The organism is Streptomyces sp. NBC_00989 (assembly GCF_045162655.1).
Taxonomy (GTDB): Bacteria; Actinomycetota; Actinomycetes; order Streptomycetales; family Streptomycetaceae; genus Streptomyces.
In genome coordinates, this window is record NZ_CP108728.1 from 6,662,543 (window position 1) to 6,685,926 (window position 23,384).

At 69.7% G+C, this 23,384-nt stretch carries 20 protein-coding genes and 1 pseudogene; 13 read left to right on the plus strand and 8 right to left on the minus strand.

Annotation, left to right across the window (positions count from 1 at the left end):
* Positions 1 to 19: 19 nt before the first annotated feature.
* A complete protein-coding gene (locus OG714_RS29700) occupies positions 20 to 415 on the minus strand; it encodes a hypothetical protein (protein WP_406131684.1) in 396 nt (131 codons plus the stop codon).
* 86 nt (positions 416 to 501) lie between these two features.
* Between OG714_RS29700 and OG714_RS29705 the strand changes: the two are divergent.
* The 5 genes and pseudogenes from OG714_RS29705 to OG714_RS29725 all read left to right on the plus strand — a co-directional run.
* A pseudogene (locus OG714_RS29705) lies at positions 502 to 924 on the plus strand (Scr1 family TA system antitoxin-like transcriptional regulator); the annotation flags it as partial.
* Between the two features lie 171 nt (positions 925 to 1,095).
* Positions 1,096 to 2,898, plus strand: a complete 1,803-nt coding sequence (locus OG714_RS29710) for an ABC-F family ATP-binding cassette domain-containing protein (protein WP_406125541.1) — start codon at positions 1,096 to 1,098, stop codon at positions 2,896 to 2,898.
* Between the two features lie 222 nt (positions 2,899 to 3,120).
* Positions 3,121 to 4,860: a PQQ-binding-like beta-propeller repeat protein gene (locus OG714_RS29715; protein WP_406125543.1), complete on the plus strand. Its 1,740-nt coding sequence runs from the start codon at positions 3,121 to 3,123 to the stop codon at positions 4,858 to 4,860.
* 46 nt (positions 4,861 to 4,906) lie between these two features.
* Positions 4,907 to 6,745: a PQQ-binding-like beta-propeller repeat protein gene (locus tag OG714_RS29720; RefSeq protein WP_406125545.1), complete on the plus strand. Its 1,839-nt coding sequence runs from the start codon at positions 4,907 to 4,909 to the stop codon at positions 6,743 to 6,745.
* 235 nt (positions 6,746 to 6,980) lie between these two features.
* Positions 6,981 to 7,673 carry a LuxR C-terminal-related transcriptional regulator gene (locus OG714_RS29725; protein ID WP_406125546.1) on the plus strand — a complete coding sequence of 231 codons (693 nt, stop codon included), beginning with the start codon at positions 6,981 to 6,983 and terminating at the stop codon, positions 7,671 to 7,673.
* 428 nt (positions 7,674 to 8,101) lie between these two features.
* Here the strand turns inward: OG714_RS29725 and OG714_RS29730 are convergent, their stop codons facing one another.
* Together OG714_RS29730 and OG714_RS29735 are read right to left on the minus strand one after the other, a co-directional pair.
* Positions 8,102 to 8,422 (minus strand): hypothetical protein, encoded by a 321-nt coding sequence (locus OG714_RS29730; protein ID WP_406125547.1) that lies wholly within the window; start codon positions 8,420 to 8,422, stop codon positions 8,102 to 8,104.
* Positions 8,423 to 8,443: 21 nt separating this feature from the next.
* Positions 8,444 to 10,123 carry a sodium:solute symporter family protein gene (locus tag OG714_RS29735; RefSeq protein ID WP_406125549.1) on the minus strand — a complete coding sequence of 560 codons (1,680 nt, stop codon included), beginning with the start codon at positions 10,121 to 10,123 and terminating at the stop codon, positions 8,444 to 8,446.
* A gap of 160 nt (positions 10,124 to 10,283) precedes the next feature.
* Between OG714_RS29735 and galT the strand changes: the two genes are divergently transcribed.
* Genes galT through galK form a run of 3 tightly spaced genes read left to right on the plus strand, consistent with a single transcriptional unit; the run spans position 10,284 to position 13,459 of the window.
* Positions 10,284 to 11,342, plus strand: coding sequence for a galactose-1-phosphate uridylyltransferase (galT, locus tag OG714_RS29740; protein ID WP_406125550.1), 1,059 nt, complete (start codon positions 10,284 to 10,286; stop codon positions 11,340 to 11,342).
* Entirely contained in the window at positions 11,342 to 12,307 is a 966-nt protein-coding gene (galE, locus tag OG714_RS29745) for a UDP-glucose 4-epimerase GalE (protein WP_406125552.1), read from the plus strand. Before galT ends, galE begins: the two co-directional genes overlap by 1 nt.
* A 9-nt stretch (positions 12,308 to 12,316) precedes the next feature.
* Positions 12,317 to 13,459, plus strand: coding sequence for a galactokinase (galK, locus tag OG714_RS29750; protein WP_406125554.1), 1,143 nt, complete (start codon positions 12,317 to 12,319; stop codon positions 13,457 to 13,459).
* Between the two features lie 47 nt (positions 13,460 to 13,506).
* On the opposite strand, the gene OG714_RS29755 is transcribed toward galK, so the two are convergent.
* On the minus strand, positions 13,507 to 14,742 hold the full coding sequence (locus OG714_RS29755; RefSeq protein WP_406125556.1) for an MFS transporter: 1,236 nt from the start codon (positions 14,740 to 14,742) through the stop codon (positions 13,507 to 13,509).
* Between the two features lie 25 nt (positions 14,743 to 14,767).
* Entirely contained in the window at positions 14,768 to 15,274 is a 507-nt protein-coding gene (locus OG714_RS29760) for a GNAT family N-acetyltransferase (RefSeq protein ID WP_406125557.1), read from the minus strand.
* Positions 15,275 to 15,535: 261 nt separating this feature from the next.
* On the opposite strand from OG714_RS29760, the gene OG714_RS29765 reads away from it, so the two are divergent.
* Complete coding sequence (locus OG714_RS29765; RefSeq protein ID WP_033284298.1) at positions 15,536 to 16,303, plus strand: response regulator transcription factor; 768 nt, start codon at positions 15,536 to 15,538, stop codon at positions 16,301 to 16,303.
* Between the two features lie 122 nt (positions 16,304 to 16,425).
* Here the strand turns inward: OG714_RS29765 and tamR are convergent, their stop codons facing one another.
* On the minus strand, positions 16,426 to 16,923 hold the full coding sequence (tamR, locus tag OG714_RS29770) for a MarR family transcriptional regulator TamR (RefSeq protein ID WP_328682685.1): 498 nt from the start codon (positions 16,921 to 16,923) through the stop codon (positions 16,426 to 16,428).
* Positions 16,924 to 17,027: 104 nt separating this feature from the next.
* On the opposite strand from tamR, the gene OG714_RS29775 reads away from it, so the two are divergent.
* The 3 genes from OG714_RS29775 (at position 17,028) to OG714_RS29785 (ending at position 18,454) form a co-directional block, all read left to right on the plus strand.
* A complete protein-coding gene (locus tag OG714_RS29775; RefSeq protein ID WP_406125559.1) occupies positions 17,028 to 17,831 on the plus strand; it encodes a trans-aconitate 2-methyltransferase in 804 nt (267 codons plus the stop codon).
* Positions 17,832 to 17,834: 3 nt separating this feature from the next.
* Positions 17,835 to 18,197 carry a VOC family protein gene (locus OG714_RS29780; protein ID WP_406125560.1) on the plus strand — a complete coding sequence of 121 codons (363 nt, stop codon included), beginning with the start codon at positions 17,835 to 17,837 and terminating at the stop codon, positions 18,195 to 18,197.
* Between the two features lie 83 nt (positions 18,198 to 18,280).
* Positions 18,281 to 18,454, plus strand: coding sequence for a CsbD family protein (locus tag OG714_RS29785; RefSeq protein ID WP_406125562.1), 174 nt, complete (start codon positions 18,281 to 18,283; stop codon positions 18,452 to 18,454).
* Between the two features lie 99 nt (positions 18,455 to 18,553).
* Here OG714_RS29785 and OG714_RS29790 read toward each other — a convergent pair whose 3' ends face one another.
* Positions 18,554 to 19,231, minus strand: a complete 678-nt coding sequence (locus tag OG714_RS29790; protein ID WP_352181923.1) for a TetR/AcrR family transcriptional regulator — start codon at positions 19,229 to 19,231, stop codon at positions 18,554 to 18,556.
* Positions 19,228 to 20,244, minus strand: a complete 1,017-nt coding sequence (locus tag OG714_RS29795) for an acyl-CoA desaturase (protein WP_406125564.1) — start codon at positions 20,242 to 20,244, stop codon at positions 19,228 to 19,230. Before OG714_RS29795 ends, OG714_RS29790 begins: the two co-directional genes overlap by 4 nt.
* 307 nt (positions 20,245 to 20,551) lie before the next feature.
* On the opposite strand from OG714_RS29795, the gene ppc reads away from it, so the two are divergent.
* Entirely contained in the window at positions 20,552 to 23,311 is a 2,760-nt protein-coding gene (gene ppc / locus OG714_RS29800) for a phosphoenolpyruvate carboxylase (RefSeq protein ID WP_406125566.1), read from the plus strand.
* Positions 23,312 to 23,384: the final 73 nt, after the last annotated feature.

Consider the following 23,384-nt stretch of genomic DNA (forward strand, 5'->3'; position numbering starts at 1 on the left):
ACAGGCAGGTTGATTCAGATCAACACCTTGTGCCGTCTGTCCACGCCGAGATATCTGCGGCACCCCGACGGACAGCTTCTTCCGGGTCCAGGGCGAGCTTTCCGCAGGCCGCTGCGACGTCCGGTCCCGCAAGCGCGTCATATATACCGGTCTGCAGCCAGTCGGCCTGGTTGTCGTCAGCCTCTGCAACCGCGAAAGCGATGAGCCTTATGGCGCCCACCGTCCCCACCCGGGCCAGGGCCTCTGCCGTCTGTCGAGCCACCGCCGTGTCCTCGACGTCGAGAAGCAGCCCCACCAGCGCTTCGGCAGCCTCAGGGACATCAGTGAAGGAAGCAAGGCCACGCCCGGCACGAACACGTTGCGTCCACGAAAGAGACGACGCCTCAGCCAAGGCCGCCTCCAACCCACCCATCATCTCTGGCACGACCAGACAGTCTCATGCCCCACGGAGAAGATCGAACCCCGGGCCGATGCTGCCCACACCCTTGACGAAGAACATAGAGGCACCCCCGGGACACCGAGGCGGCCGTACGCGCCCGGCTGAAGCGGCAAGAGCTTCTCTACGATGCCCACCGGCGGTTCGAGATCCTGATCGGTGAGACCGCCCTTCGGACGTTGATCTGCCCGCCCTCGGTGCTGGCCGCCCAGCTCGACCGCCTCTCCGGGCTGATCGGCCCGGACACGGTCCGGCTGGGGATCGTCCCCTTCACGGCCTCGCTGAAGATCCCGCCGACCGGAGGCTTCTGGGTGCACGACGAGCGTCTCGTCATGGTCGAGGTCTGGCACGCTGAGCTGTGGATCGACGATGCCGACTCGATCGCGCTCTACCTGCGCACCTGGTGCACCCTGCGAGAGTCCGCCGTCTTCGGCACCGACGCCCAGAACCTGATCGGTCACGCGCGCCGGGCCCTCAACGTCGCCTGACAGGCATCCGCCCGTGCGCGGCGCTGTATCGACGTGCGGCTCCGCCGCGCAGGCGCGACCAGCCACAACGGCCCCGCAGCCGAACGACGGCACCCCCTGACCTGCACGGATCGTCAGCCTCCCCCCGCGCATTACTCTGGGAGGCTGACCGTCCCCCCTGTCAGGAGAGAAATGGCCGTCAACCTGGTCAATGTCGAGAACGTCAGCAAGGTGTACGGCACCCGTGCCCTGCTCGACGGCGTCTCGCTCGGTGTCTCCGAAGGGGACCGGATCGGGGTCGTGGGCCGCAACGGAGACGGCAAGACCACCCTGATCCGGATGCTCGCCAAGCTGGAGGAGTCCGACACCGGACGCGTCACCCACTCCGGTGGGCTCCGCCTCGGCGTCCTCACGCAGCACGACTCCCTCGACCCGGAGGCGACCGTCCGCCACGAGGTCATCCGGGACATGGCCGACCACGAGTGGGCGGGCAACGCCAAGATCCGCGACGTCCTCACCGGACTCTTCGGCGGCCTGGACATGCCGGGCTTCCCGCAGGGACTCGACACCGTCATCGGCCCGCTCTCCGGCGGCGAGCGCCGCCGTATCGCACTCGCCAAGCTGCTCATCGAGGACCAGGACCTGGTCGTCCTCGACGAGCCCACGAACCACCTCGACGTCGAGGGCATCGCCTGGCTCGCCCAGCACCTGCGCGAGCGCCGGTCCGCGCTCGTCTGCGTGACCCACGACCGGTGGTTCCTGGACCAGGTCTGCACGCAGATGTGGGACGTGCAGAAGGGCGACGTCTTCGAGTACGAGGGCGGCTACACCGACTACGTCTTCGCCCGCGCCGAGCGCGAGCGCATCGCCGCCACCGAGGAGACCAAGCGGCAGAACCTGGTCCGCAAGGAGCTGGCCTGGCTGCGCCGCGGCGCCCCCGCCCGTACGTCGAAGCCGCGCTTCCGCGTCGAGGCCGCCAACGAACTGATCGCGGACGTGCCGCCGCCGCGCGACACCAGCGAGCTGATGAAGTTCGCCTCCTCGCGGCTGGGCCGTACGGTCTTCGACCTGGAGGACGTGACCGTCCAGGCCGGGCCCAAAGTCCTTCTGAAGCACATCACCTGGCACCTCGGCCCGGGCGACCGCGTCGGCCTGGTCGGGGTCAACGGCGCCGGCAAGACCTCCCTGCTGCGCGCCATGGCCGAGGCCGCCCGCAGCGACGGCGACACGCAGCCCGCGGCCGGCAAGGTCGTCGTGGGAAAGACGGTGAAGCTCGCCTACCTCTCGCAGGAGGTGGCCGAACTCAAGCCCACGCTGCGGGTGTTGGAGGCCGTGCAGCAGGTGCGGGAGCGCGTCGATCTCGGCAAGGGGCGGGAGATGACCGCCGGGCAGCTGTGCGAGACGTTCGGCTTCAACAAGGAGAAGCAGTGGACGCCGGTCGGGGACCTGTCGGGTGGTGAGCGGCGCAGGCTGCAACTCCTCCGGCTGCTGATGGACGAGCCCAACGTCCTCTTCCTCGACGAGCCCACGAACGACCTCGACATCGAGACCCTGACCCAGCTGGAGGACGTCCTCGACGGCTGGCCCGGGTCGATGATCGTGATCTCCCACGACCGGTTCTTCGTCGAGCGCACCACCGACAAGGTGTACGCCCTCCTCGGCGACGCGACCCTGCGGATGCTCCCGCGCGGCATCGACGAGTACCTGGAGCGGCGCCACCGTATGGAGGAAGTGGCCGCGGCCGCCGTCCCCGTCGTGGAGAAGGCCGCACCCGCCGTGAGCGCCGCCGACCAGCGGGCCGCGAAGAAGGAACTCCAGAAGATCGAGCGGCAGTTGGACAAGGTCTCCGAGAAGGAGGCCAAGCTGCACACCCAGATCGCCGACAACGCGACGGACTTCGCGAAGGTGGCCGAACTGGACGCCCAGCTGCGGGACTTGAGCGGTGAGCGGGACGAGCTGGAGATGCGGTGGCTGGAACTCGCGGAGGACGCGTGAAGGTTGCGTGCTGTGTTTTCCGGGGGGACACCCCCCAGGCCCGCCACGCATAACGGGGTCATCACGGGCCGGTCCTCCCTTGGGAACAGGGGTGAACCGGCCCGTTCCTCATGGACAGCTCAGTGATAGAAAGGGCCGTCTGAGACCTGCTTGAACGCGCCTCCGGATCTTTCGCGAACCCCGGGGCGTGGCTAAAAATCAGTGAACGAGGGGGAGCCGCTGATGACTCAGCCGCCCGAACAGCCGCCGTCCGGTGGTTACGGAGCGCCGCCGGACCAACCGCCACAGCCACCGGCCGGCGGCTTCGGGGCTCCTGTTCCACCGACGCCCGGCTACGGCTATCCGCAGCAGCAACCACAACAGTCCGGCCCCTACGGCTATCCGCAACAGCCGCAGCAGCAACCGCAACCCGGCCCCTACGGTCAGCCGCAGCAGCCGGGTCCGTACGGTCAGCAGCCGCCCTACGGCGGGTACGGATACCCGCCGCCCTCGCCCCAGTTCACCCCGCCGCCCCCCGGTGGCGGCTCCCGGAACCCCTTCAAGGGGAAGCCCGCGCTGGTGATCGCGGCGGCCGTGGCAGGGCTGTTGGTCGTCGGCGGCACGGTGTGGGCGGTCACGAGCGGCGGTGACGACAAGAAGCCGGTGGCGGAGCGGAGCGACAGCCCCAAGCCGTCCGCCAGCGGTACGGTCGACGACCCCGCCAACCCCGGTGACGGCAGCGGCGACGGCGGCAAGGACGCCGAGGACCTCAACGAGGGCCGCAAGTCCGGCGAGGCGAAGGTGCTCTGGTACAAGGAGGCGCCGGACGCGCCCGGTTCCGGCGCCGACGCCCCCGGCATGTGGATCACCGGCAAGACCGCGGTGAAGGCGGCGTACAAGGAGGTCGTCGCCTACGACGTCGGGAACGGCGACCCGACCTGGCCCGCGGTCACCTTCCCGCAGAAGATCTGCGCGGTCACCGCGGAGAAGTCGGCCGACGGCAAGATCGTCGTGGCGTACGAGAGCGGTGTCAGCGACAACGCCAAGTGCAACCAGCTCCAGCAGCTCGACCTGAACACCGGGGCGAAGGGCTGGACGGCGGTCGTCCCGGACGGCGACCTCTTCGACAGCGCGATCTCCGTCGCGCTGTCCGTCACCGGCAAGACGCTGATGGTGGGCCGCTCGCAGTCCGGGATCGCCTACGACGTGGACACCGGCAAGAAGCTGTATGAGAAGAAGAAGTACGGCGCGGCCTGCTTCCCGGGCGGGTTCGCGGGCGGCGCCCGGCTGATCTCGGTCTCGTCCTGCGGGGCGGGTTCCTCCACCGAGCACGACGAGGTGCAGGAGCTGGACCCGGCGACCGGCAAGGCCAGGTGGACCAAGTCGATCCCCAAGGGCTGGACGGTGTCCCACGTGTACTCCGTGGACCCGGTCGTCCTCTACATGACCGACTCGGACGACAAGCACTGGAACATCTCGACGCTGAAGAGCGACGGTTCGGTCCGCTCGCAGGTCGACTCCAAGGCGACCTTCGCGCCCTCCTGCGGTTCGTCGTTCCTCGACAGCGACCTCCAGGGCTGCCAGGGCGTCGCGGTCGACGCGACCACCCTGTATCTCCCGACGGCCGCGACGACCGGCGCCAACCAGATCGTGGCGATCGACCTGGCCACCGGCAAGGAGAAGTGGCGCGTGAAGTCGCCCGCGTCCGTGTCGACGGTCCCGATCAAGGTCGAGGGCGGCAAGCTCATCGCGTACGTCGAGGCGTCCTACGGCGCGGGCGGCCAGGTCGTTTCCGTCCCCACGGCGGGCTCCTCCCACGCGACGACGAAGCTGTTGCAGATGCCGGAGGGCACCGCGCAGATCGAGTCCAGCTTCTTCTCGCGGGACATCGACTACGTCGACGGGCGCTTCTACATCTCGTCGACCCGGCTCAACGGCAATGACGACACGAAGGAGAAGTTGATGCTCGCGTACGGCAAGTGAGACCCCGACTTCTCCCCGCCCCGCCGTCCTCCCCGAGGTACTCGTCATGACCCAGCCCCCACCGCCCCCGCCGAACCAGCCCCCGCAGCAGGGCGGCTTCGGCCCACCCCAGGACCAGCCCCCACAGCAGCCCCCGCAGACCCCGCCGGGCACCCCGCCGGGCTACGGCTACCCGCAGGCCCCTCCGCCCCAACAGCCGGTCTACGGCTACCCCCAGGCACCCCAGCAGCCCCAGACCCCGCAGCCGCCCCAGGGACCCCCGCAGGCCCCGCCCGGCTACGGCTACCCGGGCCAGCAGCCGAACCCGTACGCCCAGCAGCAACCGCAGCAGCCGTACGGGCAGCAGCCCAACCCCTATGGCCAGCAGCCCGGTTACGGCTACCCAGGGCAGCCGACCATGCCGCTGCACCCGCAGCCGGGCCAACCGGGCGGCGGCGGGCGGAAGTTCGGGGCGCCCGCGGTGATCATCACCGCCGCTGTCGTGGCGATCGCGCTGATCGTCGGCGGCGGGATCTGGTACTCGTCGTCGTCCGGCAAGAAGGACGACGACAAGAAGGACACCGCGAGCTCCAGCGGCACCACGGGCGGCACGAACGACAAGGGCGGCACGACGTCCGGCGGCAAGGAGAAGGTGCCCGCCGACACCGCGTCCAAGGTCCTCTTCGAGGTCCCGATGCCCAAGGTCAGCGACACCATGGTGACCTCCGGCTCCTGGCTCACCGACAAGGTGTACGCGAAGAGCGGCAGCGCCGAGGTCGTCGGCTACAACCGCGACACGGGCGCGAAGCAGTGGACGATCAAGCTCCCGGGCCCGGTCTGCCAGGCGACGAAGCACACCACCACCGACGGCAGGACGGCCATCCTCTACGAGCCCGCCATGCCGACCAAGGACAAGCCCTCGCACGGGTGCAGCCAGATCGCCGCGATCGACCTGAACACCGGCACCAAGCTGTGGACGAAGACCGCCAACTCCGGTGACCAGCCGATCAGTTTCGAGAACGTCACCGTCAGCGCGAACACCGTCGCCGTGGGCAGCACCGACGGCGGCGCCGCCTTCGACATCTCCACCGGCAAGGTCCTGTGGAGCCCGAAGGCCACCGACTGCTACGACGCCGGCTACGGCGGCGGCACCAAGCTGGTCGCGGTGCGCCGGTGCGGAACGTACGACTCGCCCACCCTCCACATCCAGACCATCGACCCGGTCTCCGGGAAGGTGATCTCGGACTACAAGATGGCCCAGGGCATCGAGTACGCGAGCATCGTGTCGACCGACCCGCTGGTCGTCGCGGCCGACGTCGGCGACAGCGCGGGCGACGGCAGCGGCATCTCGGACTTCTTCTCCATCGACAACAAGACCGGTGCCCTGCGCTCGCACATCCTGGCGCCGGGCAAGCAGTACGCGGCCCGCTGCGACGGCATCACGCGCGTCGAGTACTGCACCGAACTGGCCGTGGGCAACGACCGGTTGTACGTGCCGACCGAGGAGCACGACGGGTCCGGCGACTCCTACAGCCAGACCAACGAGATCGTCGCCTTCGACCTCGGCACCGGCAAGCAGACCGGCCAGCGCGCGGACGCGGGCGACGGTTACACGATCACCCCGCTGCGCATGGACGGCAGCAACCTCATCGCCTACAAGTCCCCGCCCTACGACAAGGGCGGCCAGATCGTCAGCATCGACGGCACCTCCTTCAAGGAGACCAAGCTGCTGGAGAACCCGAGCACGGAGTCGGTACGGGGGGCGGAGACCACCTTCCTCCCGGACTACGCGGAGATCCTCTACGGGGACGGCCACCTCTACATGTCGGCGGTCTACGCGGACAAGCCCTCGTCGTCGTCCACCGACGACAAGGACCTGGCGATCGCGTTCGGCACGGGCAGCTGAACCACCCCCCCCATCACGACCCCCACCATCCCCACCACCCCCATCACTCCCGAATGCCAGGAATGCGAAAAAGTCAGTCGATCCGGGGCACTTCTCTCCAGTAGGGGCAGCGCAACGTCGAACAAGCGTGTAGCTTCCGGGGGCATGAAGAACGGGGGTGCTGGGGGCCCTCTGTTCTTGGGGACCGGTGGGCATCCATAGTGGGCATCCATTGGGGGGACTGGGGGGTTGCTCGATGGGAGTGCGGCTGATGGTGGTCGACGACCACCGGTTGCTCGCCGAGGCGTTGGCCTCGGCACTGAAACTGCGGGGACACCGGGTGCTGGCGGCGGCGGCACCGGCGGCGGGCGCGGCGGAGCTGGTGATCACCCGCGCCCCCGAGGTGTGCCTGATCGGCACGGCCACACCGGCCGAACCGGGCATCTTCGACCCGGTGGTGAAGATCAAGCGCGAGCGCCCACAGGTGGCGGTCCTGGTCCTGGGCCCGGTCCCGAGCCCCCGAGGCATAGCGGCGGCCTTCGCCGCGGGCGCGTCCGGCTACGTCCGCCACGACGAGCGCATCGAGGGCGTGGAGCGCGCCATCATGAAGGCAAGGGCGGGCGAGGCGGCCGTAGCCCCGCAGCTCCTCCAGGGAGCCTTCAGCGAACTCCTCAACCCAGCAGCCCAACCGGACGACGAGGGCCAACGCCTGCTCCAGATGCTCACGCCGAGAGAGGTGGAGGTCCTGGTCCGGGTAGCAGACGGCGAGGACACCCGCCTGATCGCGGCCGGCATGGGCATCGCTCCGTCAACGGCCCGGACGCATGTGCAGCGGGTACTGATGAAGCTGGGGGTGGGGTCGCGGCTGGAGGCAGCAGCACTGGCGGCGAGGACAGGCCTGCTGGACAGGGCAGGCCCCCTACACAACTCGGCGAGCTCGGACACCTAAAGGGGGCGCGGGCCGGGCCCACTGACCAACACCGCCAGCACGGTTGCCTTAAGGGTCGCGCGTCGGGCCCACTGGCCAACACGGCGAGCCCGGATGCCCTAGGGGCGCGGGGCTGTGACATGTGCGGCTCCGCCGCGTGGGCGCGACCAGGGTAGGCCCACTGACCAACACGGCGAGCCCGGATGCCCTAGGGGCGCGGGGAACTGCGCGACCAGCCACGGCGTACCCGCACTCGGCAGACGGTCTAGGCCCCCTCTTCCTTCTCCGTCGAACCCGCCGGAGGCAGGGCGCGGGGCTGTGACATGTGCGGCTCCGCCGCGTGGGCGCGACCAAGGTGGGCCCACTGGCCAACACCGCCAGCACGGTTGCCTCAAGGGGCGCGGGGAACTGCGCGACCAGCCACAGTCCACCCGCACCCGGCAGCCGACCTAAGCCCCCTCTTCCTCCTCCGCGACCTCCGCCACCTCCACCGGAGGTACCGGTCGCAGCTTCAGCCAGCCCAGGAAGAAGATGCCGAGCAGCAACATCGCGATCCCGGTCCACAGGTTGATGTTGACGCCCTCGGCCTTGTCCAGCGTCGCCTGCGAGGGACTGATCCCGGCGATCGTGACGATCACGCCGTAGACGACGAACAGCCCGCCGATGATCAGCCGCAGATCGAACAGGCGGGACGCGGTCGTCGACTTGCCCTCCAGTTCACTGACCTCGCGCTGGACGTCGTGCTCTGAGTGTCCGGAGTGTTCAGACATGGTCTCTCAATCCTCCCGCGACTAGAACGAGAACGGGATGTAGCAGAGGGCGGCCAGGATCACCGCGCCCCAGCCGAGCAGGGCGGGCCGGCGGTACCACGCGTCGTCACCGGCGGCCGGCGCCTCGGTCATGCCGGGGCTGGTCGTGCCGTAGACGAGGCCCTGGAGCTGTTCGGCCGACTTCGGCTGGGTGAACAGGGACACCGCGAACATGACCACCGCACCGGCGACGAACCCGGCGATCGCGGAGACGAAGTTGGCGCCCTGGTCGGAGGGGATGGAGATGATCCCCTGCTTGTAGATCCAGAAGTAGTTCACCATCGCGGTGACCGTGCCCGCGAGCAGGCCCCAGAAGCCGGACTTCGGGGTGGCCTTCTTCCAGAACATGCCGACGATGAAGACGACGAACATCGGCACGTTGAAGAAGGAGAACAGCGTCTGGAGGTAGCTCATGATGTTCGAGAAGGAGGAGGCCAGGAAGGCTGTGCCCACTGAAGCCGCTACGCCGATCACCGTGATCAGGCGGCCGAAGCGCACGTAGTACTCGTCCTCGCGGTCCTTCACCACGTACTTGGCCCAGATGTCGTTGGTGAACACGGTGTTGAAGGACGACACGTTGGCCGCCATGCCGGCCATGAAGGCGGCGAGGAGCCCGGTGACCGCGATGCCGAGGACGCCGTTGGGCAGCAGCTGTTCCATCAGGTACGGGATCGCGTCGTTGTACTGGAGGTCCGAGCCGCTGGTGCCGATCTTCGGGACGAGCGCCGCGGCGACCAGCCCCGGGATCATCACCAGGAACACGATGAAGACCTTCGGGTACGCGGCGATCAGCGGGGTGCGCTGGGCCGCGGACAGGTTCTTCGCGGAGAGCGCGCGCTGCACCTCGGCGAAGTTGGTCGTCCAGTAGCCGAAGGACAGCACGAAGCCGAGGCCGAGGACGATGGTCAGCCAGTTCGCGCCGAGCGGGTTGACGCTGCCGATGCCGGTACCGCCCCACGCGGTGGTGAAGTTGTGGCCGTGGGCCGCGTCGAGCTTGTGGGTCAGCCCGTCCCAGCCGCCGACCTTCTTCAGGCCGAGGTAGGAGATCGGGATGAGGGCCGCGAGGATCACGAAGAACTGGAGTACTTCGTTGTAGATCGCCGACGACAGCCCGCCGAGGGTGATGTACGCGAGCACGAAGGCACCGGCGACGACGATCGCCACCCACTGCGGCCAGCCCAGCAGCGCCTCGACGACGATCGCGAGGGCGTACAGGTTCACGCCCGCGATCAGGATCGCGGCGAAGGCGAACAGGATCGAACTCAGCAGGTGTGCGGCCTTGTCGAAGCGCAGCAGCAGGAACTCGGGGACCGAGCGCACTTTCGAGCCGTAGTAGAAGGGCATCATCACCAGGCCGAGGAAGACCATGGCGGGGATGGCGCCGATCCAGTACCAGTGGACGGTGTAGGCGCCGTACTGGGCGCTGTTGGCGGCCATGCCGAGGATCTCGGTGGCGGCCAGGTTGGCCGAGATGAAGGCGAGACCGGTGATCCAGGCGGGCAGGGAGCGCCCGGAGAGGAAGAAGTCGAGGCTCGTCTTCACCGATCTGCGGGCGGCCAGGCCGATGCCGAGGACGACCACGAAGTAGATCGCCAGGATCGCGTAGTCGAGCCCGTTGGTGGGGAGCCGTAGCTCGGCGGCGAGAGAGGTGGGGGTCTGCATCAAGCGCTCACCTTGTTTGATGTTCTTGTTTTGGTGTTCTTTGTTTGATTCTGATGGTGACGGCTGGGGGGATTTGTGGTTTGATGTGTTCGGTTCTGTGTTGGGTTTTGTGTTTGGTTCTGCGTGAAGCGTGGATGTACGTACGGATGGAGAGCCCGGCGTGAAGAAGACCTCGACCCGGTTGGCCGACGGTCGTGAGCTCATCTACTACGACCTGCGGGACGACACCGTGCGCGACGCGGTGGACCGACGCCCGCTGGAGCGCACGGTCACCACTTCGGAGGTACGGCGGGACGTGCTGCTCGGCGACTCGGTGGCGATCGCCTCGCACCGCCAGGGCCGCATCTACCACCCGCCGGTCGACCAGTGCCCGCTCTGCCCGACGACGGGCGACCGGCTGAGCGAGATCCCGGACTCGTCGTACGACGTCGCCGTGTTCGAGAACCGTTTCCCCTCGCTGGCCGGGGACTCCGGCCGCTGCGAGGTGGTCTGCTTCACCTCCGACCACGACGCGTCCTTCGCCTCGCTCACCGAGGAGCAGGCGGCCCTCGTCCTCGACGCGTGGACGGACCGGACGTCGGAGCTGTCGCATCTTCCCTCCGTCGAGCAGGTCTTCTGTTTCGAGAACCGCGGCGAAGAGATCGGTGTGACCCTCGGTCATCCCCACGGCCAGATCTACGCCTACCCCTTCACCACCCCGCGCACCGCGCTGATGTTGCGTTCGCTCGCGACTCATAAGGAGGCGACGGGCGGTGAGAACCTCTTCGACTCGGTCCTGGAGCGTGAACTCGCCGGTGAGCGGGTCGTCCTTGAGGGTGAACACTGGGTCGCCTTCGTGCCGTACGCGGCGCACTGGCCGTACGAGGTCCACCTGTATCCCAAGCGCCGGGTGCCCGATCTGCTCGGTCTGGACGAGGCGGCCCGCACAGAGTTCCCCAAGGTCTATCTGGAACTCTTGAGGCGCTTCGACCGGATCTTCGGTGAGGGCGAGCCTCCGACGCCGTACATCTCCGCCTGGCACCAGGCGCCGTTCGGCACGCTGGAGGAGTTCGACGGTGTGAGCAGGGACGACTTCGCGCTCCACCTCGAGCTTTTCACCATTCGCCGTACGTCCGGCAAGCTGAAGTTCCTCGCGGGTTCCGAGTCCGGCATGAGCGTGTTCATCAACGACGTGCCGCCGGAGTTCGCGGCCGAGCGACTGCGAGAGGTAGCGAGTTGATGAGCGGTAAGTACCTGGTCACGGGCGGCGCGGGCTATGTCGGCAGCGTGGTCGCCCAGCACCTGCTGGAGGCGGGCCACGAGGTCACCGTCCTGGACAACCTCTCGACGGGCTTCCGCGAGGGAATCCCCGCCGGTGCGTCGTTCATCGAGGGCGACATCCGCGACGCGGCCAAGTGGCTCGACTCCTCGTACGACGCGGTCCTCCACTTCGCCGCGTTCTCCCAGGTCGGCGAGTCCGTCGTCAAGCCGGAGAAGTACTGGGAGAACAACGTCGGCGGCTCGATGGCCCTCCTCGCCGCCATGCGCGAGGCAGGCGTCCGCAAGCTCGTCTTCTCCTCCACGGCGGCCACGTACGGCGAGCCGGACGAGGTCCCGATCGTCGAGACCACCCGCACCTCCCCGACGAACCCCTACGGCGCCTCGAAGCTGTCGGTCGACTTCATGATCACGAGCGAGGCGGCGGCGCACGGGCTGGGCGCGGTCTCCCTCCGCTACTTCAACGTGGCCGGTGCGTACGGCAGTTGCGGCGAGCGGCACGCGCCCGAGTCGCACCTGATCCCGCTCGTGCTCCAGGTCGCCCAGGGCAAGCGCGACGCGATCTCCGTCTTCGGCGACGACTACCCGACGCCGGACGGCACCTGCGTCCGTGACTACATCCACGTCGCGGACCTGGCCGACGCGCACCTGCTGGCGCTGAAGGCGGCCACGCCCGGCGAGCACCTGATTTGCAACCTGGGCAACGGCGAGGGCTTCTCCGTCCGCCAGGTCATCGAGACCGTGCGGCAGGTCACCGGGCACCCGATCCCCGAGGTCGTGGCCCCGCGCCGCGGCGGCGACCCGGCGACCCTGGTGGCCTCGGCGGCCAGGGCCAAGGAGCGCCTCGGCTGGAACCCGTCCCGCGCGGATCTCGCGGGCATCGTCGCGGACGCGTGGGCGTTCGCGCAGAACGTATCGAAGGGCTAGGGATCGCACGTGGGTGTACGTGAGGGCTTCGAGGAGCTGTACGGGACGGCTCCCGAGGGCGTCTGGGCCGCGCCGGGCCGGGTCAACCTGATCGGCGAGTACACCGACTTCAACGAGGGCTTCGTGATGCCGCTCGCCCTGCCGCACACGGCGGTGGCGGCGGTGTCCCGCCGCAGCGACGGCGTCCTGCGCCTCCACTCGGCGGACATCGAGGGCCCGGTCGTGGAACTGCATGTCGACGAGCTGGCCCCGCGCACGAACACCAGCTGGGCCGCGTACCCGGCGGGCGTGGTGTGGGTCCTGCGCGAGGCGGGCCACGAGGTCACCGGCGCGGACATCCACCTCTCCTCGACGGTCCCGACGGGCGCGGGCCTGTCGTCGTCGGCGGCGCTGGAGGTGGTCACGGCCCTGGCTCTGAACGACCTGTTCGAACTCGGCCTGTCCGCACCGGAGTTGGCCCGCTTCTCGCAGCGCGCGGAGAACGACTTCGTCGGCGTCCCCTGCGGCATCATGGACCAGACGGCCTCGGCCTGCTGCGAGGAGGGCCACGCGCTCCACCTCGACTGCCGTGACCTGTCGATCCGTCAGATCCCCTTCGACCTCGCGTCCGAGGGCCTCTCGCTGCTGGTCGTCGACTCCCGCGTGAAGCACGCGCTGGGCGACGGCGCGTACGCGGAACGCCGCGAGGGCTGCGAGGAGGGCGCGCGCCAACTCGGCGTCCCCTTCCTGCGGGACGTGGCGTACGAGGACCTGGAGTCGTCCCTTGCCCGCCTCTCCGACGAGCGGGTGCGGCGCTACGTCCGCCATGTCGTCTCCGACGACCACCGCGTCGACCAGGTCATCAACCTGCTCGACGCGGGAGACGTCCGTGCGATCGGCCCGGTCCTGACCGAGGGGCACGCCTCCCTCCGCGACGATCTGCGCATCTCCTGCCCGGAGTTGGACCTCGTGGTCGACACGGCGGTCGGCGCGGGCGCGCTCGGCGCCCGCATGACGGGCGGCGGCTTCGGCGGCTCGGCGGTCGTCCTCGTCGAGGCCGCGGAGGCGGACACGGTGACGAAGGCGGTCGAGGAGGCGTTCGCGACGGCGGGTTACACGGCGCCGCGCGTGTTCCTGGCGGTGCCTTCGGCGGGGGCGCGGCGGGTGGAGTGACCCCGGGTCGCGACCCGCGTACGACATGGACGTCGGCCTGGACGCCCTCAAGGAGTTGTGAGCCTCCGTACCCCCGGGGCCAGCAGTGCCCCGATCGTGGCGAGGACCACCAGGGCCGCGCATCCCGCGAGGGTGTGGCCCAGGCCCACGGTCGCCGCGAGTGGGCCTGCGATGAGCAGGCCCAGGGGGGCGAAGGCCAGGGAGCCGAAGCCGTCGTAGGAGCTGACTCTGGAGAGGGACTCCTCGGGGATCTCGCGGTGGATCGTCGTGGCCCACAGGACGCCGAAGACGTCGTTGGAGATCCCGGCGGTGAACATCGCGGCGGCGATCAGCCAGACCGGGGCCCGGACGGCGAGGAGCGCGATCGGGACGGCCGCCGGGAAGGTGGCGAGTACGGCCACCAGGATGGGGCGGCGGACCCGGACCCGGGCGGCCAGGCCCGCGCCGGCGATCGTGCCCAGGGCCTGCGCGGCGACGATGACCGACCAGGCGCGGGCACCACCGAGGTAGCGGTCGGCGGTCAGCGGGCCGAGGACTCCCACGTTCGCGTTGAGCGCCGCCACCACGATCGACCACTGGCCCACCACGGCCCACAGCCACTGCCGGGACGCGAACTCCCGCCAGCCCTCCCGGAGATCGGCCCAGCCGGAGGACTTCCTGGGCGGGCGTGCGGCGACCGGGAGGCGAGCCGTGAGGGCCGCGCTGACGACGAACGACGCGGCGTTCAGCGCCAGTGCCCAGCCCGCGCCCACCAGGGCCACCGTCACACCCGAGAGCGCCAGGCCCAGCAGCCGGGCGCTGTTGGTGCCCACCCGCAGCGTGCCGTTGGCCCGTTGGAGGCGTTCGGTGGGGACGATCAGCGGCACGATGCCGTCCATCGCCGGCATGAACAGGGCCGAGGCCGTGCCGGCCGCCACCGCCAGCACGCACATCGCGGGCAGCGGCGCGTGCCCGGTCAGCACCAGCGTGGCCAGACCCGTGTACGCCACGGCACCCATCAGTTCCGCGAGCGCCATCAGACGGGCGCGTGACATGCGGTCCGCGATGACCCCGCCGACCAGGATGAACATCAGCTGCGGCAAGGCCTGGCAGGCCAGCACGAGCGACAGCCGGCCCGGACTGGCTCCGGGCAGGGCGAGCACCGCGAAGGCGAGGGCCACGGCGGCGAAGCCGTTGCCCAGCACGGACACGGTTCGCGCGCTCGCGAGCAGCACGAACGCCGGCTCACGCCACAGTGATGATGTTCCCGGACTCTCGGCGGTGGTGGCTGAAGTGGATGTCACGGCCAGGGACTTTAGACGGTCGACGTCAACGGGCGTCCACTACCGGCCACTTCACCGGACGCCCCCGACGACATCTTCCCCCGAGGTTCTTGGTCAGGGTGTACTCCGTGACCCCCGGCGGATAGTCCGGAATCACGCACACCACCTCGTACCCCTGCTTCTGGTAGAACTCCGGCGCCTGGAAGTCCCAGGTCTCCAGCCGGGCCGCCCCGCAGCCGCGCTCGTCGTGGGCGATGCGCTCCGCCTCGGTGAGGATGCGGGAGCCGAGGCCCGTGCCGCGGTGGCGGCCGTCCACCCACAGGTACGTCACGTGCAGCCAGTCCGCCCAGCTGTGGCCGACCAGTCCGCCCGCGAGTTCGCCCGCCCCGTCCAACGCCCACACCTGGAGCGGAACTTCACGTTCGCGAGGGGTTCCGCGCAGGGCGCGCAGCACCGGGGAGGCGGCCGTGTTGGTTTCGAGCAGCCGGGCGCGGAGCAGATCGCGTCGCTCCTTGTCGACTTCCGTCTCAATACGAAACATGCGGCTCACCATAAACGTGCCGGACAATCAGTTCTGCAAATTAGCTTCCGCTGCTGCGCCCCGGCCGTACGCTGTGAGCAGCACCGGTGGGGGCCGGTGCTGATCAGGGGGCGAGACAAGTCGGGTACGACGCCCGATGTGGGGGTAGCAGTGTCTGCACGGCGGCGGCCGTGCGGCTCAGGCCGCTCCCGGGCGTCGTACCCGCAATCATCGCTTCGTCTCCCGACGATGAGGTATCCCCTGCTCCACCAGGAGCCTGGGGAAGGGGGTTTCGTGGTTCGCATCCGAGTCCTGGTCGTCGACGACCATCGCATCTTCGCCGAATCGCTCGCCGCGGCACTGGCCGCCGAGCCCGATGTCGACGTGTCCGCGGCCGGCAGTGGTCCCGCCGCGCTGCGCTGCATGGAGCGCGCGAACGCCGAGGGCCGCAGATTCGACGTCCTGCTCGTGGACGCCGATCTGGGCGGCAACGTGCCGGGCGTCCGGCCCGCCGTACCCGTACAGGCGGGCAACGAGGACGGGCTGGTGGACGGGATCTCCCTGGTCGCCGGGGTCCGTTCGGCGCAGCCGAGCGTACGGATGGTCGTGCTGGCCGAGAAGGACGATCCGCGCCGGGCCGCGCTGGCCCTCCAGGCCGGGGCCTCCGGCTGGGTCGCCAAGGACTGCTCGCTGTCCAGGCTTTTAACCGTCATCCGAGGGGTGCTTCGCGACGAGACGCACCTGCCACCCGCCCTGCTGACCGGCGTCCTGCGTGAGTTGACGGCCGCGCGCAAGCACCGCACCGAGAGCGAGCGTCTGGTGGAGTCGCTGACTCCGCGGGAGCGCGAGGTGTTGCGCTGCATGGTGGCGGGGCTGGGGCGGAAGGCCGTCGCCGAGCGACTGTTCCTCTCCCCGCACACGGTCCGGACGCATATGCAAAACGTGCTCGGCAAACTGGGCGTCCACTCCACCCTCGCCGCGGTCGCACTCGCCCGGCGCGCGGGGGTGGGTCCGGTCGACCTAGCCGGGGATGTTGTCGAACGGGGCGGTCAACTGGCGTAGGAGGCCTGCCTGTTCGCCCTGTTGGGTGCGGGAGGGTTCTGCACGTGTTGGGCAGGTTGCGCGTCCACTTCACCCTCGCGGCGGCGGCTCTCGCCCGGCGCGCGGGGGTGGGTCCGGTCGACCTAGCCGGGGATGTTGTCGAACGGGGCGGTCAACTGGCGTAGCAGGTCGGCCAGTTCGCCCCGCTGGGCGCGGGAGAGTTCCGCGAGGATCGCGCGCTCCTGCGCCAGCAGGCCGGCCAGGGCCTGGTCCGCGCGGTCCTGGCCCTCCTCCGTGAGGCGGACCAGCACGCCCCGGCGGTCGCTGGGGTCGGGGAGCCGCTCGACCAGGCCCTTCTTCGCCAGGCGGTCGATACGGTTCGTCATCGTGCCGGACGTGACCAGGGTCTGGGTCAGCAGCTGGCCGGGGGAGAGCTGGTAGGGGCTGCCCGCGCGCCTGAGCGCCGTCAGCACGTCGAACTCCCAGGGCTCCAGGCTGTGCTCGGCGAACGCCAGCCGGCGGGCCCGGTCCAGGTGCCGGGCCAGTCTGCTCACCCGGCTGAGCACCTCAAGTGGCTCCACGTCGAGGTCGGGGCGCTCCCGGCGCCACGCTGCGACAAGCCGATCGACCTCGTCCTCCATGACGATCAGTGTAGTGGTTGTGTCGACGTGAAGTCTCTTGATGTCAAGCCTCTTGATGCAGAGTCTCTTGACATCAAGATATGTGGGCGGGGAGAGTGGACGGCATGACGACTTGGGACCCCGCTCAGTACCTGCGCCACGCCGGCCACCGCGCCCGCCCGTTCACCGACCTCCTCGCCCGCGTCACCGACCTCCCCGGCGCCGCGCCCCGCATCGCCGACCTCGGCTGCGGCCCCGGCAACGTGACCACCGTCCTCGCCGACCGCTGGCCCACCGCGCACATCACCGGCTACGACAACTCACCCGAGATGCTCGCGAAGACCGAGCCCTACGAGGGCCCCACACCCGGCGGCGGCCTCCTCGACTTCGCCCACGCGGACGCGACGGACTGGGCGCCGACGCAGACGTACGACCTGATCGTCTCGAACGCGGCCCTGCAATGGGTGCCGGGGCATCTCGACCGGTTCGGCGACTGGGTGGCCGCGCTGGCCCCCGGCGGTACCTTCGCCTTCCAGGTGCCGGACAACATCGACGCGCCCCTGCACGCCCTGATGCGTGAACTGGCCGCCACCGCCCGCTGGAAGAGCCGCCTCGGCGAGGTCCTGCGCCGCGAGGACTCGGTCCACGCCCCCGGCGTCTACCTCGACCACCTGGCCCGCCTGGGCTGCGCCCCCGACGTCTGGCAGACGACGTACCAGCACGTCCTCCCCGGCGACGACCCCGTCCTCGACTGGGTCAAGGGCACGGGTCTGCGCCCGGCCCTGACCGCCCTGGCGGACGACCCGGAGGCACGGGACGCGTTCGTGACGGAGTACCGCGACCTGCTCCGCGAGGCGTACCCGACGGCGGACTACGGCACGGTGCTCCCGTTCCGGCGGTTGTTCGCGGTGGCCCGCAGGGAGGCGTGAGGGATGCTCGCGGCCGTGGACCACGTGCAGTTGGCGGCTCCGGCGGGATCGGAGGACGCGCTGCGGGCGTACTACGTCGACGTCCTCGGGATGACCGAGATCCCCAAGCCGCCTGTGCTCGCGGCGCGGGGCGGGTGCTGGTTCGGGGCGGGGGCGGTCCAGCTTCATCTGGGGATCGAGGCTGACTTCCGGCCCGCGAGGAAGGCCCACCCCGGGCTCCGCGTGACCGGCATCGAGGCGTACGCGGCCCGGCTGAAGTCCCTTGGGGCGTCCGTCACTTGGGACGAGGACCTGCCTGGGCACCGGCGCTTCTACTCCGAGGATCCGGTGGGGAACCGGCTGGAGTTCCTGGAGCCCGACGTCTGATCGGTGTTTGCCCCTCGCCGTCGCGGCTACCCGGTCGGTGGCGCCGAGTACCGAGTTTCCATCCGACCGGGAGTTGATGAACCGTGGCGAAGGACGAGAAGGCCAAGGCCAAGAAGGAACAGGCCAAGGGCAAGGTCAAGGAGACCGTGGGCGGGGCCGTGGGCAACGAGACCATGAAGGCCAAGGGCCAGGCGGAGAAGTCCAAGGGCGACGCGCGCGAGGCCAAGGAGAAGGCCAAGGACGCCTTCAAGCGCTGACGCGCCGACACCGCGCAAAGGGGCCCCTGCTCTCCAGCAGGGGCCCCTTCCGCGTTCCGTGCATCCGCGCGCCTTCGCGTTCCGTACCGCCGCGCGCGCTCAGCTCTTCCGGTGGCCTATCAACCGCGGCTTCGCCTCCAGGCCGTCCAGCCCGTGCCAGGCCAGGTTCACCAGATGGGCCGCGACCTCCGCCTTCTTCGGGCGGCGCACGTCCAGCCACCACTGGCCGGTCAGCGCGACCATGCCGACGAGGGCCTGGGCGTAGAGGGGGGCGAGGTTCGCGTCGAAGCCCCGGCTCTTGAACTCGCGGCCCAGGATGTCCTCGACCTGCGTCGCGATGTCCGAGATCAGGGACGCGAAGGAGCCCGTCGACTGGGGGATGGGGGAGTCGCGGACCAGGATGCGGAAGCCGTCCGTGTACTCCTCGATGTAGTCGAGGAGGGCGAAGGCCGCCTGTTCGCAGAGTTCGCGGGGATGGCCGGCCGTCAGCGAGCTGGTCACCATGTCCAGCAGACGGCGCATCTCGCGGTCCACGACCACCGCGTACAGGCCCTCCTTGCCGCCGAAGTGCTCGTAGACCACCGGCTTGGAGACCCCGGCCTTCGCCGCGATCTCCTCCACCGACGTGGCCTCGAAGCCCTTCGTCGCGAAGAGCGTGCGACCGACCTCGAGCAGTTGGGCCCGGCGCTCCGCTCCCGTCATCCGGGTGCGGCGCGCGCGTCGGGGCTTCTCGTTGCTCGGGGTGCTGCTGGGATCGGTCGCCACGGCGTCAATCATGCCGCCTCCGCCGACTCCTTCCGGGGCTGAGAGCCGTCCGTACCGGAGATACGGCGCGAATCGATACGCGAGCGTGACGGCCAGCGCACGTCATAGGCCCAGCCGAGCTGCTCACACCAGCGGATGATCCGCGCCGAGGAGTCCAGCTGGCCGCGCTCCACACCGTGCCGCGCGGACGTCGGGTCGGCGTGGTGCAGGTTGTGCCAGGACTCGCCGCAGGACAGGATCGCCAGCCACCACACGTTGCCGGAACGGTCACGGGACTTGAAGGGCCGCTTGCCGACCGCGTGGCAGATCGAGTTGATCGACCAGGTGACGTGGTGCAGCAGCGCGACCCGCACCAGCGAGCCCCAGAAGAAGCCGGTGAACGCGCCCCACCAGGACATCGTCGCCAGGCCGCCGATCAGCGGCGGCAGCGCCAGCGAGAGCATCGTCCAGAAGATGAACTGGCGGGAGATCGCCCGGATCGCCCGGTCCTTGATCAGGTCCGGCGCGTACTTCTCCTGCGGGGTGCGCTCCTCGTCGAACATCCACGCGATGTGCGCCCACCACAGGCCCTTGATCAGCGCCGGCACGGTCTCGCCGTAGCGCCACGGCGAATGCGGGTCGCCGTCCGCGTCGGAGAACTTGTGGTGCTTGCGGTGGTCGGCCACCCAGCGCACCAGCGGCCCCTCGACGGCCATCGACCCGGCGATCGCGACGGCGATCCGCAGCGGGCGCTTCGCCTTGAAGGAGCCGTGCGTGAAGTACCGGTGGTAGCCGATCGTCACGCCGTGGCAGCCCAGGTAGTAGAAGAACACCAGCAGGCCGAGGTCCAGCCAGCTCACCCCGCCCCAGCTCCACGCCAGCGGCACCGCCGCGAGCAGGGCCAGGAACGGGACGGTGATGAAGAGGAGAAGGGTGAGTTGTTCCAGCGACCCCTTCTTCTCGCCGCCCCGCGTGGCGGCGGGGAGCGGAGTGCCGTCGTCGTTCGCCCGCGGGGCGTCGTCGATCACATCGGAGCTCGTGGTCATGGGCGTCCCCTGTGGGGTTCGGAGGTGGAGGCGGAGCGTCGGACGGCGGGAGCCGGGCAGCAGCAGTTCAGCATGGACTTCCCTACGGTTCCGTAACCTACGGCGACGTAAGTATGGCAGCGCGTCGACCGGTGGACGAAGCCCGTGAGACCGCGCGTCAGAGTGGACACCTATCCTGGGTGTCGGTCGGACAGCGCGGTCCGCTCTGTTTTCTTCCCGGATGTCCGTCCCGTATGCGGCAGCCGCCGCGGGACCGCCGTCCGGGTTCCCTCCAGACGAGCTTCAAACACTGCAAGGAGCCGCACCTGTGAGCAGTGCCGACGACCTGACCACGAGCACCACCTCGACCGGCAGTGCGCTGCGCGCCGACATCCGGCGCCTGGGCGACCTCCTGGGCGAGACTCTCGTCCGCCAGGAGGGCCCCGAGCTGCTCGAACTGGTCGAGAAGGTCCGCCGCCTCACCCGGGAGGACGGCGAGGCCGCCGCCGAGCTGCTGCGCGGCATAGAGCTGGAGACCGCCGCCAAGCTGGTCCGCGCCTTCTCCACCTACTTCCACCTGGCCAACGTCACCGAGCAGGTGCACCGCGGCCGCGAGCTGCGCGCCCGCCGTGCCGCCGAGGGCGGACTCCTCGCCCGTACGGCCGACCGCCTCAAGGACGCCGACCCCGAGCACCTGCGCGAGACGGTCAAGAACTTGAACGTCCGCCCGGTCTTCACCGCGCACCCCACCGAGGCCGCGCGCCGGTCCGTCCTCAACAAGCTCCGGCGCATCGCCGCGCTCCTGGAGACCCCGGTCATCGCGTCCGACCGCCGTCGCCACGACACCCGTCTGGCCGAGAACATCGACCTGGTGTGGCAGACGGACGAACTCCGGGTCGTCCGTCCGGAACCGGCCGACGAAGCCCGTAACGCCATCTACTACCTCGACGAGCTGCACGCCGGCGCCGTGGGTGACGTCCTGGAGGACCTCACCGCCGAGCTGGAGCGCGTCGGCGTCAAGCTCCCCGACGACACCCGCCCGCTCACCTTCGGCACCTGGATCGGCGGCGACCGCGACGGCAACCCGAACGTCACGCCCCAGGTCACCTGGGACGTCCTGATCCTCCAGCACGAGCACGGCATCAACGACGCCCTGGAGACGATCGACGAGCTGCGCGGCTTCCTCTCCAACTCCATCCGCTACACGGGCGCGACGGAGGAGCTGCTGGACTCCCTCCGGGCCGACCTGGAGCTGCTGCCCGAGATCAGCCCCCGCTACAAGCGGCTCAACGCCGAGGAGCCCTACCGGCTCAAGGCCACCTGCATCCGGCAGAAGCTGGAGAACACCAAGAGCCGCCTGGCCAAGGGCACCCCGCACGAGGACGGCCGCGACTACCTCGGCACCGCCGAGCTGCTGCACGACCTCACCCTGATCCAGACCTCGCTGCGCGCCCACCGCGGCGGCCTCTTCGCCGACGGCCGCATGGACCGTACGATCCGCACGCTCGGCGCGTTCGGCCTCCAGCTCGCCACCATGGACGTACGCGAGCACGCGGACGCCCACCACCACGCCCTCGGCCAGCTCTTCGACCGGCTCGGCGAGGAGTCCTGGCGGTACGCCGACATGCCCCGCGAGTACCGCGCCAAGCTGCTCGCCAAGGAGCTGCGGTCGCGGAGGCCGCTGGCCCCCACCCCTGCGCCCGTCGACGCGGCCGGCGAGAAGACCCTCGGCGTCTTCGAGACCGTCAAGAAGGCCCTCGCCGTCTTCGGGCCCGAGGTCATCGAGTCGTACATCATCTCCATGTGCCAGGGCGCCGATGACGTGTTCGCCGCCGCCGTGCTGGCCCGCGAGGCCGGGCTCGTCGACCTGCACGCCGGCTGGGCGAAGGTCGGCATCGTGCCGCTGCTGGAGACCACGGACGAGCTGAAGGCCGCCGACACGATCCTTGAGGACATGCTCTCCGACCCGTCCTACCGGCGCCTCGTGGCGCTGCGCGGCGATGTCCAGGAGGTCATGCTCGGGTACTCGGACTCGTCGAAGTTCGGTGGCATCACGACGTCGCAGTGGGAGATCCACCGCGCCCAGCGCCGCCTGCGTGACGTGGCGCACCGCTACGGCGTCCGCCTCCGGCTCTTCCACGGCCGTGGCGGAACCGTCGGCCGCGGTGGCGGCCCGTCCCACGACGCGATCCTCGCCCAGCCCTGGGGAACCCTGGAGGGCGAGATCAAGGTGACCGAGCAGGGCGAGGTCATCTCCGACAAGTACCTCGTGCCGTCACTGGCCCGCGAGAACCTGGAGCTGACCGTCGCGGCCACCCTCCAGGCCTCCGCCCTGCACACCTCGCCCCGCCAGTCCGACGAGGCCCTCGCCCGCTGGGACGCGGCCATGGACCTGATCTCGGACTCGGCCCACGACGCCTACCGCAGGCTGGTCGAGGACCCGGACCTCCCGACGTACTTCCTCGCCTCCACGCCGGTGGACCAGCTCGCCGATCTGCACCTGGGCTCGCGGCCCTCCCGCCGCCCCGGCTCGGGCGTCTCGCTCGACGGACTGCGCGCCATCCCGTGGGTGTTCGGCTGGACCCAGTCCCGGCAGATCGTGCCCGGCTGGTTCGGTGTCGGCTCCGGCCTGAAGGCGCTGCGCGAGGCGGGCCTGACCGCGACATTGGGAGGAGAGGGCGTGCTCGACGAGATGCACGAACAGTGGCACTTCTTCCGCAACTTCATCTCCAACGTCGAGATGACCCTCGCGAAGACGGACCTGCGGATCGCCCAGCACTACGTCGACACCCTCGTCCCGGACGACCTCAAGCACGTGTTCGACACCATCCGGGCCGAGCACGAACTGACCGTCACCGAGGTGCTCCGCGTCACCGGTGAGGCCGAACTGCTGGACGCCACCCCGGTGTTGAAGCAGACGTTCACCATCCGCGACGCCTACCTCGACCCGATCTCGTATCTCCAGGTCACCCTGCTGAAGCGCCAGCGCGACGAGGCGGCGGCCGGCGCCGACCCCGACCCGCTGCTCTCGCGCGCCCTGCTCCTCACCGTCAACGGTGTGGCGGCGGGCCTGCGCAACACCGGCTGACCCGGACACGAACGAGGAGTGCCCCCGAGCCGTCGTAGCGGCTCGGGGGCACTTTCACGTCGTACGGCGGACT